The following is a 12,208-nucleotide window of genomic DNA, read 5'->3' on the forward strand; positions in this document are numbered from 1 at the left end:
TTTATGGAAAATCCTTTTTTAACTTTCTTCGTTCTAAAAACGCATCAAGACTTTCCCAAATAGCGGGTGAATATTTAAAGCTAGCACCGTATTCAAATTCTATAATTTCACCAGAGTCGAGAGTGTCATGACCTAATAAATAATAGCTTTCACCAACATGATAGCTGAAATGTTTTTTTGCTGAAGTAAAAATTATTGTATCACCTATATGGTACTTTTTAAGTAGCGTTTTATCATTTTGAAAGACGTCTTCTGAAGAAACATCTATATAATAATCCCTAAACCTGTTTGAGTTAATAGCACTTCGCTTTAATACTGATGGCTGTTTAACTAAAAAAGGGCGATTCAAATAATCTTTAAAGCGTGTATCTTGAGACAAATCAGTACGTGATGAGTGAGCTATAAACCAAAAGAAAAAGGCAAAACATACAATTGCCATAACAAACACACTTATTATAATTATTACAGATTTTCTCATAATTTTTATCCCTATTTAAATTCTAAATAAGGTTGTTGTTTTAGATTAAGAACCTTAGCTATACATAAGAAATTGAAACCTAAGTTTTATTTCCAAAACTGCCACCATTTTTTTCCATTTTCTGAACGTTCGTTTTCAAACGGGTTTCCAAATGGATCTTTAAGGTAGTTTTCATCATATAGCTCACCGTCATCACCAATAACAACAGCGTTTAGATGCTTGGCAATAGAAAGCATCTTTTCTATAACCCAATGCTCGGGATGCTTTACCGTTATTTCTCCATATTCTTCAGACAAGGTAAAAGGAACCGCGCCTTTATCTGATTTCCAAAGGCCACCATTTGGTGTAGAAACAGTTAACAATTCGTCATCTCCAAGGGCGGCAGAAAACCTTTCAATTCGATTAAATTCAGAGTCCGATTCCATATAATCTAGCCACTCCTTTTTATGAATCTTATGAGTTTCTTCGTCGCGTTTAATATGTAACTCGTATCCCATAGTTTAATTTTAGCTCACATCTGTTATTCCATAGCTAAGTAACTAATTTAGTTAACAAAAACGAACCACAGAAATTTTAAGGATAAAACAATTAAAAAATCAATAAGCAGCATTACTTAATGTTTTTTTAAAATAGTGAATATCCTAATATGACAGATAATGTATCATAATGAGAATGATACGCTTGATAATATTTTAACAAGTTTCTACTCGTATGATATCTCAATTCTAAACTATATTTATTATTTTGTTTGTACCCTAGGCCAAATCCTAAATTAGAGGAATTTTTAATATCCAATACTGTTCCCGTTTCATAGGATATTTTTGAGTTTTTTGTGATATCTAAGATATATGAACCATTAATGAATAGTTTTGAATTTTCATTTAAAAAGAAATAATATCTTACACCAATAGGCAATTCAATTGATGTATAATCTACGTTAATATCTGAAGTTGACAAGCCTACTTTTTCTGATTTAAAATATTGATAGGTTGGCTCAACAATAAGGGCCCATTTGTCTTTATTAAAAGGCAAAAGCAGCTGCGCTTCTAATCCGACTCTAAGTCCTAGTTGATTATCGAAGTCAATGGCTCTAGAGCTCGACATTGTATTTTTCATAGAATATGAAGAACTATTTAATCCGAATCGCAAAGCTAGACTTAATACATCTCTTCTTTGATTTTCGTCATAATTTACAATTTCTGAATTATGGCACGCATTATATTTAATAAATATATGGACGAGGTCTACTTTAGTATAACTTAGTTTTTCAATAGCCTTAGTTTTTATATGCTCACAGTCGAATACATTCAATAATTCTTGCTTAAATCCATTATTTTCTCTTATTAAATTTCCAGGGAGTCTATAGCTTTTAAAAACCAACTGCTTAATATTATTAGAATTCTGTATGCTATAAAAGTAACGATACAAATTTCCATCTTCATATTGGTACAAATTAGATGCACCTTCAACTAAAACCTTTAAAAAAAGTGTTTCTTCTTTAAAATCTGGATTTCTATTTTGACTTAAATCATCTATGTCTTCACTAGAACGGTCAATATTAACAGTACTTCTTACATATTTAGAGTAATCATAAATCCCAAATTCCTTGACATCGGCTATAGTTAATTGAAGCTGTTTTGCGTTTTCCGATAGTCTGTATTGAATATTTGTGGGATTATTTTTCCAATCAATATTTTTAATCAAACATTCTGTTTTTTGATCATTATTAGCAATAAAATAGCCTTTTTCGAATAAAATTTGTGAAAAACACTGAGTACTTAAAATTGCGGTTAATATAATGAGTAGTGGTCTTTTCATAAGTGTATTTATTAACGTTGCTCTAAATGACCTTTAATATATTTAAGTGAGACCAATTGCACGAATAAGCCTCCAATTTAGCCAATAAAAACAGAATACAAAACCCAATAGGATTTTTATTAAACACACAAAGACCAGCGATCAGTTATACACAGTTTAAATTGAAAGATAAATTTAAAAAAGACATAAGAGAAAAATGAATAGATACGCAGAAGTTTTAGACTTTCGTTAGAGCTAAATCGAGATCTATATTTAATAAAAACGATAACAATGCCATATAAAATTTATAACAGTTATTTCTTTTTTTGTCAAAACACGCTACAAGAAACCAATATAGTCACTTTATGCTGCGATACGACGCATTGTTATAGCTATTTATATCATTCCAAGTTTATTGTTTTCGTAACCACACCCTAATTTCTTTTCGTAAAGAAACCTCAGGTTTTGGTAACGGAATTTTTTGTCCAAATTGTTTACTTTTATTAAATGTTGAAAACATCATTTTATGTTTTTTCCAAGCTTCAGGATACAACTCTAAAAACTTATTAAAAAAACTTTGCTCATTAATTTCCGTTTCTATTTTAGAAAGTACTTCTTTAAATTTTTGTTCTTGTTCGATAATCATTTTGTTATTGTGTTGTAGTAAATAGAACTATTTTGAGCGCTCTAATTTTATATTTTTTTTATTATGAGTAATGGTACATATATGAAACCTAGCATGTAAAAAAACACAAAATTTTCGGAAAACCCATAATTAACTATGGTTTATATACATTTACATTGCTAACAAATGTGACCTTTTATCGCTACTATTTTAATCCGTCTATAGTCCGTTTAAAATTAAATTTAAGCTGTACTTTGGTACACATAATTAGGTGTTTCTATATTTAAAGATAGTGGTAATCTATTCTCCAGTTTTTTATTTTAAGAACTAGCGAATCAAACGGCTATACAACGTACCCCCGTCATAACGTTGCATAAGCAATTGAGGCATCATTTTAAAATGCTTATGGATACTAAAGCAGCCGGCAATCGCTCTCTAAACCTAACGCTCTGCAGACTGTTTTTAAGGGCTGCTGCATTAGCTCCACTAGTTTTTTATAATAAAAAGTAACACCGCCTAAAGTCCTTACTAAAAAAAACAGCATCATGCTGTTTACGCATATGACACACATTTTTAAGCATCTAATTAAAAAATAAATAAAACCGAATTCAATCGAAATACATACCACATATATGCCCCTTACATAGCAAATTAACTCAAATTAAAACATAAAAAAATCCTGAGCCAAAGACTCAGGATTCCTACCAACAAGCGGTATATATTTAAAGTTTAATGACCGTCAGGGTGCATAAAACGTTGCTTCCCTAAAAGTTCTTCTTCAGTTTCCACATGGTCTTCATCAGGCACACAGCAATCTACAGGGCAAACTGCAGCACACTGAGGTTCTTCATGGAAGCCCATACACTCCGTACATTTATCTGGAGCAATGTAGTAAACTTCATCGCTAATGGGTTCTTGTGTTTCTTCAGAATCAACTTCTTTACCATTTGGAAGTACTAATTTTCCTTCTAAACTTGTACCATCGGCATAACGCCAATCGTCAGCTCCTTCATATATCGCTGTATTCGGACATTCTGGCTCACAAGCTCCACAATTTATACATTCGTCTGTGATTATAATTGCCATAGTAATTTTTTTAGTATTGTTTGCTTAAATTTGCAATTGCAAAAATAAAGCCAAAACATCGTATAACCAAACTCTTTATGGATTTACAAGATAGAATTAACGCTTTTGTAAAATTAGGCGAATTTTTAAATCAATTTCAAGATAACATTAGCATAAAAAATGATAATGTCCAAGCCAACGATTTATTTTATGAGGGCTTTAAGCATCAACTAAAGCTAGCTCAAGAACATAATGGCTGGTTTACAAAACAAAATATTGCTTTTACCTTAAAAAATTGGTCGAGGGCCCTAACAGAAGAAAACATTAGCCAATGGTTAAAAAAGTATGATTTTCAAACTGTGAATCCGCAAACGGTAGCTATAATTATGGCAGGTAATATTCCGCTGGTTGGTTTTCACGATTTTTTAAGTGTTCTAATTTCGGGTCATACTGTATTGGTTAAACAATCTTCTAACGACAAACATTTACTTCCTTTCTTAGCAAAATACCTAGAAATTGTTAATCCTGACTTTAAAGGAAAAATAAAATTTACTGAAGAAAAATTACAAAACTTTGATGCTGTTATTGCCACAGGAAGCAATAATACTGCACGTTATTTTGAATACTATTTTAAGAACAAACCTTCTATTATTAGAAAAAACAGAAACTCTGCTGCAGTTTTAACAGGAAACGAAACTAAGGAAGAACTCGAAGCTTTATCTGATGACATTTTTATTTACTATGGCTTAGGCTGTCGAAATGTTTCTAAAATATTTGTACCAAAAGATTACAATTTTGAAGGTTTCTTTAATGCCGTATACAAATGGAACCCTATTATAAACGAATCTAAATACGCTAACAATTACGACTATAATAAAGCAGTGTATCTAATGAGTGAATTTGACATGTTAGAAAACGGATTCCTAATGATAAAGGAAGATGAAAGTTACGCCTCACCCATTGCTACTGTGTTTTATGAATATTACGATAACAGTAAAACTTTACAAGAAAAACTAAAAACAGACGCCGATAAAATACAATGTGTCGTTTCACGTTCTTTTACTGACACTACAATTCAATTTGGTGAAACTCAAAATCCAGAGCTTTGGGATTATGCAGATGGAGAAGACACTATTGAATTTTTGTTAAAAATATAGAGTAAAAATTATCAATTCTATAACACTAAATAACCAATTAATTAGCACCTTTGTAGCTCTTTAATTAATAAAATCATATTTCCGAAGCTTCGGAAATGAAATAATAATTTTCATGAAAAAACATAATTTTAGCGCAGGACCATGTATACTACCAAAGTCTGTAATGGAACAAGCAGCAGCAGCTGTATTAAACTTTGATGACGGTTTATCCTTATTAGAAATTTCGCATCGTAGTAAGCCGTTTGTGGACGTCATGGAAAATGCTAGAGCTTTAGCTTTAGAATTATTAGGACTTGAAGGCAAGGGTTACAAAGCTTTATTTCTTCAAGGAGGAGCAAGCACACAATTTTTAATGGTCGCATTAAACCTATTAGAAAAAAGAGCAGGTTATTTAAATTCTGGTACTTGGGCAGACAAAGCTATAAAAGAAGCTAAAATCTATGATGATATTTACGAAGTAGGTTCGTCTAAAAGTGCCAACTACAATTACATCCCTAAAGGTTACGATATCCCTGAGGATTACGATTATTTTCACTGTACGTCTAACAATACTATTTTTGGAACACAGATGAAGGATTTCCCTACATCACCAGTACCGATGGTTTGTGATATGAGTAGTGATATCTTTTCGCGTCAGTTAGATTTTTCTAAATTTGATTTAATATACGCTGGTGCTCAAAAAAATATGGGACCTGCAGGTACAACTTTAGTGGTTATAAAAGAGGACATCTTAGGTAAAGTATCTCGTAAAATTCCATCAATGATGGATTACAAAACACATATAAGCAAAGGAAGTATGTTTAATACCCCTCCTGTATTTGCCGTTTACGTATCGATGTTAACTTTAGAATGGTTAAAAAACCTAGGTGGTATTAAAGCTATTGAAAAAGAAAACGAGAAGAAATCAAGATTGATGTATTCTGAAATTGACTTAAACCCATTATTTAAAGGTTATGCCGCAAAAGAAGACCGTTCTCTAATGAATGCAACATTCACTTTAGAAAACGAAAATCTAAAAGAAACTTTTGAATCTATGGTAAGAGAAGCTGGTATTAACGGTATTAACGGACACAGAAGTGTTGGTGGATATAGAGCTTCTATGTACAATGCTTTATCTTTAGATAGTGTAAAAGCACTTGTTGAAGTAATGAGCGAATTAGAAAGTAAAGCTTAAAAGTAATAAGGCGTTCTGTTTAACCGTTTTTAAAGGTTTATACAAACGAACAACAAATAATAACCGTTATTCTAAGTGAGGTAAATTAGCGTTTACCTCATTTAAATTACAAATAAGAAAATCATGAAAGTATTAGCAAACGATGGAGTATCTCAAAGTGGAATTAACGCTTTAGAAGCTGCAGGTTACGAAGTAATAACAACAACTGTTGCACAAGAACAATTAGAAAACTACATCAATAAAAATGAGGTTTCAGTGCTATTGGTAAGAAGTGCAACTACAGTAAGAAAAGATCTAATTGACAACTGCCCTAGCCTAAAAATTATTGGTCGTGGTGGTGTTGGTATGGATAATATTGATGTAGATTATGCACGTAGCAAAGGGCTTAAAGTAATTAACACACCAGCTGCATCTTCACATTCTGTAGCAGAATTAGTATTCGGACATTTTTATGGTTTAGCACGTTATTTACATAACTCTAATAGAGATATGCCGTTAGAAGGTGATGCTAACTTTAAAGGTTTAAAAAAGTCTTATGCTAAAGGAACGGAATTAAAAGGTAAAACTTTAGGGGTTTTAGGATTTGGACGTATCGGTCAAGCAACAGCAAAGGTGGCACTTGGTGCAGGTATGAAAGTTGTAGCTTTTGATCCATTTTTAGAAAAAGCAAATCTAGAATTAGATTTCTTTGATGGTCAGAAAGTGAAATTTGAAATCACGACCATTTCTAAAGAAGACGTTTTAAAGCAAGCAGATTTCTTAACACTTCACGTACCAGCACAAAAAGATTACGTGATTGACGAAGCTGAATTTAACCAAATGAAGGATGGTGTAATTATCGCCAACGCTGCACGTGGTGGGGTTGTTAACGAAATTGCACTTGTTAAAGCTATAGAAAGCGGTAAAGTATCGAGAGCAGCATTAGATGTTTTTGAGAAAGAACCAAAACCAGAAATTCAATTATTAATGAATCCTGCTTTATCACTAACTCCGCACACTGGTGCTGCAACTAATGAAGCACAAGACAGAATTGGTACGGAGCTAGCAGAACAAATTATAACTATTCTTGGCTAGTAATTTTTAATTTCACAGGAATAGAAGTTTTAAAACGTCTATTAAAATTGTGACCAAACGAAAAAAAATGAGTCCTACATATGTGGGACTTTTTTTTGTACCTTCATATACAATATTTTACTAACCTTAAATAAAAAATAAAATGGCAGGAATATTAGATTTATTAAACAGCGATTTAGGAAAAAACATTATTAGTGGTGTTGCTGGTTCTACAGGAACGGATCAAGATAAAACAAGCAGCGTATTAACAATGGCTTTGCCTGTACTTATGAAAGCTATGGAGCGTAATGCTGCCACTCCAGAAGGTGCAGCAGGACTTATGGGCGCTTTAAGCGGAAATAACGGAAGTATCTTAGACAACCTTGGTGGTTTGTTTGATGGCGGTGTAGATGATACTGTAAAAAATGACGGTGCAAAAATTCTTGGTCATGTTTTAGGAAGTAAACAACAGGGTGTTGAACAAGTTATTGGTCAGAAAGCGGGTTTAGACGCAGGTTCTGTAGCTAACATTCTAAAAGTAGCAGCTCCAATTTTAATGGGCGTTTTAGGGAAGCAAGCTAGCCAAAATAATGTAAGTTCTCAATCTGATATTAGTGGCCTTTTAGGAGGTTTACTTGGTGGTAGCAGTGCATCTAACGAGCAAAGTTTCTTAGAAAAAATATTAGACGCTGATGGTGACGGAAGTGTTGTAGATGATGTTGCCGGAATGGTTTTAGGAGGTAACAAAAGCGAAGGTGGAATTGGTAGCCTTTTAGGCGGTATGTTCGGAAAATAAAAATTATTACCCCTACTGAGATATGAGCAGCTTTAACCAGCTGCTTTTTTTATGGTAAAATTTTAAACTTCACCAAACAAGTACTTCACTTAGCGAAAAGGTTCATTTACGCATTTAGCATTGCTCTTTAGTTGTAAATACTGTTGCTTTGCAATGTTAAATCGAAGTAAAGCCCTAAATAGCTTATAATTTTTTTAATACCTTTAGGTCTTATAGCAGCTACTTTTTTTGAACTATTCATCATCTAAAAATGAAGAATAAAATTAAAGTATATAACCATTAAAATCAATACAACTAAAGCATGAAAAAAATTATCCCGTTCATCATTATCCTTATACTTATTGCAAGTTGTAAATCGTACAACACAAGCCCTGTAATTAATAATGAAAATCAAAATAACCTTATAGCCAGCGACACCGTCTCTATTAGTAGTGACGAAAATGATTATGAAATTATTATCATAGAACCTGGATTTAATTCGTGGTTACTCTCCACAGCCCGACCAGAAGGCTATCATTCTCAAGAATGGTTAGAATCTAGAAACGCCTTAATGGTACAAAGCTGGAACCAACGAAACCTTCAGCCTCAAAATTATGATCCTAATTTATATGAAGTTCGCATAGATTATGATACGTATTCAGATTACGGATATGAAGTGAACTATAAGTTATATAACTACTTTCTTTATTTCCAAATAAAGTATAAACAACGTCTTTCTTCGTTTAGTCCTAGAATTTAGACTTTAAATACATCTTAATTTCTTAGTTTTGCAGCGCGACATCGTGTATATGGAAAAATTTAAAAAACATTGGGAGATTCAACATAACTGGCAATTGTTATTTCCAGTTATGGGTCTTGTAATTCTAGCTTATTCGGCTTTTAAGATGGCTAATGCTTTTTTAGACGTTTACGGACTTATACCAATCATTATAGCAGCAATTGTTATTTTCTACCTTTTATTAAAGCTCACTTTATTCATTTTTAAAAAGCTAGAAAAAAAATGGATTCTCGATTGTAAATGGGAAATGATTCGTGTGTTTATGGTATTTGCATTTACAGGCTCATCATCTTTATTTATCGGAAAGCCTATTATAAGGTTTATTGGAATTACTAAAGAAAACTTAAACCTTACGCTTTATTGGTTTTTATATATTATCATTGGAATTATTTTTTATCAAATTCTATTAGTAACCTTTGGATGGCTCTTTGGGCAGTTTAAATTTTTCTGGGAATTTGAAAAGAAAATGCTCCGTAGATTCGGGCTAAATCGATTTTTAGATTGAATATAAAAACAGCACTGACATCTTTATTTAAAACATTAGCATTAGTGCTAGTGTTGGCTGTGCTATTCCCTTCTGTTGTAAAATTATCGCACGCGTTTACCCATCATGCTCATAAAGTTTGTAATGCTGATAATGAGCATAAAACGCACTTTCACGAATCTGACTTCTCTTGTGATTTTTATAAATTTAAACTCACAAACACACAATTCTTGGTGTTTTGCACCTATGATATCATAGGTAATAAAAATACAACCAAGATCTTTTCTTCGCATTATATCTCTTTTAATAATTATCAGCAATTAACAAGGTTTGTTAGAGGTCCTCCTCAAGTGAGTTAGAACTTCAGTTTTCTAGTACACTAATAAATCTATTTTGATGAAACAAATAATTATAGGTCTAGTTATCGCTATCTCAAGCTTTAGCTACGGTCAAGATTGCTCCTATATTTTTTTAGGCGAACTTAAAGATTTTCATGATGGAACACCAATTGAGTCTGCAACGATATACCAAAAAGAAAGTGGTAAATATGCTTTTTCAGACTTAGATGGTAAATTCAAAATTGAAAACTTATGTCCTGGGACCTTGACATTAACCATATCTCATGCGAATTGCGAAACCAAAACCGTAAGTTTTGAAATAAATGGAGATTCCTTTAAAACCATTTTAATGGAGCACCATATTGAGGAACTTAATGAAGTTTCTGTAACAGCACATGTAGATAAAAAGGAAACCAAAACAGCCCAAGAAACCATTCTTAAAGAACAGACTCTAAAAAAGTATTCTGCTTTAAGTATTGGCGACGCGCTAAAGGAGGTTGCTGGAGTTTCTTCTATTAATACCGGAAGTGCTATCGTTAAACCTATGATTAACGGTATGCACAGTAGTCGATTAATTATGTTAAATAATAATGTAAGACTACAGGACCAAGACTGGGGAATTGAGCACGCGCCTAACATGGATGTTAATGCCGTATCTCAAATCTCAGTAATTAAAGGTGCTGGGGCACTTGCGTATGGAGGTGATGCTATTGGTGGCGTGGTTGTTGCCAACCCAGAGCGTGTATTTTTAAAAGATACATTATTTGGAACAACAACACTTAGCGGACAAACTAACGGTAGAGGTTATGCTTTTAACACCAAGTTAAATAAGTATACCAAGAAAGGTTGGTTTGCTTCTGTGCAAGGATCGCTGAAACAAAATGGTGATTTTGAAGCTCCAGATTATGTATTAACCAATACAGGTTCTAATTCTAAAGGACTTACTTTTCGCGCTGGAAAACAAACCTTTGAATCTGGTTTTGAAGTCTTTTACAGCTACCTAAACAATGAAATAGGGATTCTTAAAGCGTCTCATATTGGAAATATTGAAGATTTAGTAAGCGCTATTAATAGCCCAGAACCTTTGGTGATAGAAGATTTTAGCTATGACATAAACGCCCCTAAACAAGAGGTAACACATCAACTCGCTAAAGCCATGTATTACAAACGTTTTAAAAATTTTGGGAAAGTAAATTTACAATACGACTACCAAAACAACCAACGTTATGAATATGATATTCGTGTTGGAGATGACAGAGATACACCAGCTTTAGACCTAAAACTTCAAACCCATACCATATCATCAGATATTGTATTAGATGCCATTAAAGGTTATAAATTAAAATTTGGAATAATGGGTAGATATCAAGATAACTTTGCAAATCCAGATACAGGCATAAGACGCTTAATTCCGGATTATGACAAGTATGATTTTGGAATCTATACTACAGCTGAGCATAATTTAAACGCTAAAATGACTTTAGATTTTGGATTACGTTATGATTACAATCGCATCGATGCTAAAAAATACTATATCACATCACGTTGGGAAGAACGTGGTTATGATGAAGATTTTTCAAATAGCATCCTTGAAGATTTAGGAACTCAGCTTTTGGTAAACCCGGTGTTTGATTATCATAATTTTTCGGCTTCAGCGGGGTTTAATTATCAACTTAATGAGCATAATAGTTTTATAGGAAACTATAGCTTATCTAGCAGACCACCAAATCCTTCAGAATTGTTTAGTGATGGCTTACACCACTCTGCTGCTAGAATTGAATTGGGTGATTTAAATTTAACCAAAGAAACTTCTAATAGAGTTTCGGCAAGTTATAACCATAACTCAGAACAATTTAATTTAACGGCAGAAGCGTTTTACAATCACATTAATGATTACATGTATATAGAACCAACAGGCATTGAGCAAACCATTAGAGGTGCTTTTCCTGTTTGGGAATATTTACAAACAGATGCTGAGTTGTACGGTATCGATTTAAGCGCAAACTATAATATAAATGAGCATTTTAATTTTTCAAATAAATCTTCTTATACTGTAGGAAATGATATTGAAAATGATAGACCGCTTATAAATATACCTGCATTTAATACTCGAAGCAGTATCACTTACACTAACGATTGGAAACAGTTTTCAGCGTCTTTGACGAGTGATTGGACTTTTGAACAAACAAAATATCCAGATAATAACTTTGAAACTTACATCGCTTCTACAAACGAAACTGTTTTAGTAGATGTAAGTACCCCTCCAAGTGCTTATCAATTGTTAAACTTATATGCTGAAGTAACTTTAGAAACTTCAGATAAAACCAATCTTAATATTGCGCTTAGTGTGAATAATTTATTAGACACCAACTATAGAGCTTACTTAAACCGCCTTCGTTATTTTGCTGATGACTTAGGAAGAAATATAATGTTACAATTACAATTTAACTATTAAAAAAAATT

Annotated in this window: 12 protein-coding genes; 7 read left to right on the forward strand and 5 right to left on the reverse strand. The window is 32.6% G+C overall.

Translation table 11 applies throughout. The annotated features are described in order from the left end of the window. Position 1: 1 nt before the first annotated feature. The 5 genes from HM985_RS08625 to HM985_RS08645 form a co-directional block, all read right to left on the reverse strand. Entirely contained in the window at positions 2-478 is a 477-nt protein-coding gene (locus HM985_RS08625; RefSeq protein ID WP_179375868.1) for a hypothetical protein, read from the reverse strand. An 86-nt stretch (positions 479-564) separates the two neighbouring features. Continuing rightward, positions 565-975 carry a hypothetical protein gene (locus HM985_RS08630; protein WP_179375869.1) on the reverse strand — a complete coding sequence of 137 codons (411 nt, stop codon included), beginning with the start codon at positions 973-975 and terminating at the stop codon, positions 565-567. A 127-nt stretch (positions 976-1,102) separates the two neighbouring features. Next, complete coding sequence (locus tag HM985_RS08635) at positions 1,103-2,296, reverse strand: porin family protein (RefSeq protein WP_179375870.1); 1,194 nt, start codon at positions 2,294-2,296, stop codon at positions 1,103-1,105. Between the two features lie 391 nt (positions 2,297-2,687). Then, positions 2,688-2,921, reverse strand: coding sequence for a hypothetical protein (locus tag HM985_RS08640; protein ID WP_179375871.1), 234 nt, complete (start codon positions 2,919-2,921; stop codon positions 2,688-2,690). Positions 2,922-3,629: 708 nt separating this feature from the next. After that, on the reverse strand, positions 3,630-3,986 hold the full coding sequence (locus tag HM985_RS08645; RefSeq protein ID WP_179375872.1) for a 4Fe-4S dicluster domain-containing protein: 357 nt from the start codon (positions 3,984-3,986) through the stop codon (positions 3,630-3,632). Positions 3,987-4,063: 77 nt separating this feature from the next. On the opposite strand from HM985_RS08645, the gene HM985_RS08650 reads away from it, so the two are divergent. The 7 genes from HM985_RS08650 to HM985_RS08680 all read left to right on the forward strand — a co-directional run bounded on the left by HM985_RS08650 (position 4,064) and on the right by HM985_RS08680 (position 12,200). Continuing rightward, entirely contained in the window at positions 4,064-5,122 is a 1,059-nt protein-coding gene (locus HM985_RS08650) for an acyl-CoA reductase (RefSeq protein ID WP_179375873.1), read from the forward strand. A 112-nt stretch (positions 5,123-5,234) separates the two neighbouring features. Beyond that, on the forward strand, positions 5,235-6,296 hold the full coding sequence (serC, locus tag HM985_RS08655; protein WP_179375874.1) for a 3-phosphoserine/phosphohydroxythreonine transaminase: 1,062 nt from the start codon (positions 5,235-5,237) through the stop codon (positions 6,294-6,296). A gap of 123 nt (positions 6,297-6,419) precedes the next feature. Then, a complete protein-coding gene (locus HM985_RS08660; RefSeq protein WP_179375875.1) occupies positions 6,420-7,370 on the forward strand; it encodes a D-2-hydroxyacid dehydrogenase in 951 nt (316 codons plus the stop codon). Positions 7,371-7,512: 142 nt separating this feature from the next. Further along, positions 7,513-8,145, forward strand: coding sequence for a DUF937 domain-containing protein (locus tag HM985_RS08665; RefSeq protein WP_179375876.1), 633 nt, complete (start codon positions 7,513-7,515; stop codon positions 8,143-8,145). 301 nt (positions 8,146-8,446) lie between these two features. Then, a complete protein-coding gene (locus HM985_RS08670) occupies positions 8,447-8,884 on the forward strand; it encodes a DUF6146 family protein (RefSeq protein WP_179375877.1) in 438 nt (145 codons plus the stop codon). Between the two features lie 49 nt (positions 8,885-8,933). Next, positions 8,934-9,428, forward strand: coding sequence for a DUF6787 family protein (locus HM985_RS08675; RefSeq protein WP_179375878.1), 495 nt, complete (start codon positions 8,934-8,936; stop codon positions 9,426-9,428). A 375-nt stretch (positions 9,429-9,803) separates the two neighbouring features. Next, entirely contained in the window at positions 9,804-12,200 is a 2,397-nt protein-coding gene (locus tag HM985_RS08680; RefSeq protein ID WP_179375879.1) for a TonB-dependent receptor, read from the forward strand. Positions 12,201-12,208: the final 8 nt, after the last annotated feature.

Source organism: Winogradskyella wichelsiae (assembly GCF_013403925.1).
GTDB lineage: Bacteria > Bacteroidota > Bacteroidia > Flavobacteriales > Flavobacteriaceae > Winogradskyella > Winogradskyella wichelsiae.

What these genes read in the sequence shown, in the direction of transcription:
- HM985_RS08625 (WP_179375868.1), bottom strand. Translation starts at nt 478, where the DNA reads ATGAGAAAATCTGTAATAATTATAATAAGTGTGTTTGTTATGGCAATT.
- HM985_RS08630 (WP_179375869.1), bottom strand. Translation starts at nt 975, where the DNA reads ATGGGATACGAGTTACATATTAAACGCGACGAAGAAACTCATAAGATT.
- HM985_RS08635 (WP_179375870.1), bottom strand. Translation starts at nt 2,296, where the DNA reads ATGAAAAGACCACTACTCATTATATTAACCGCAATTTTAAGTACTCAG.
- HM985_RS08640 (WP_179375871.1), bottom strand. Translation starts at nt 2,921, where the DNA reads ATGATTATCGAACAAGAACAAAAATTTAAAGAAGTACTTTCTAAAATA.
- HM985_RS08645 (WP_179375872.1), bottom strand. Translation starts at nt 3,986, where the DNA reads ATGGCAATTATAATCACAGACGAATGTATAAATTGTGGAGCTTGTGAG.
- HM985_RS08650 (WP_179375873.1), top strand. Translation starts at nt 4,064, where the DNA reads ATGGATTTACAAGATAGAATTAACGCTTTTGTAAAATTAGGCGAATTT.
- serC (WP_179375874.1), top strand. Translation starts at nt 5,235, where the DNA reads ATGAAAAAACATAATTTTAGCGCAGGACCATGTATACTACCAAAGTCT.
- HM985_RS08660 (WP_179375875.1), top strand. Translation starts at nt 6,420, where the DNA reads ATGAAAGTATTAGCAAACGATGGAGTATCTCAAAGTGGAATTAACGCT.
- HM985_RS08665 (WP_179375876.1), top strand. Translation starts at nt 7,513, where the DNA reads ATGGCAGGAATATTAGATTTATTAAACAGCGATTTAGGAAAAAACATT.
- HM985_RS08670 (WP_179375877.1), top strand. Translation starts at nt 8,447, where the DNA reads ATGAAAAAAATTATCCCGTTCATCATTATCCTTATACTTATTGCAAGT.
- HM985_RS08675 (WP_179375878.1), top strand. Translation starts at nt 8,934, where the DNA reads ATGGAAAAATTTAAAAAACATTGGGAGATTCAACATAACTGGCAATTG.
- HM985_RS08680 (WP_179375879.1), top strand. Translation starts at nt 9,804, where the DNA reads ATGAAACAAATAATTATAGGTCTAGTTATCGCTATCTCAAGCTTTAGC.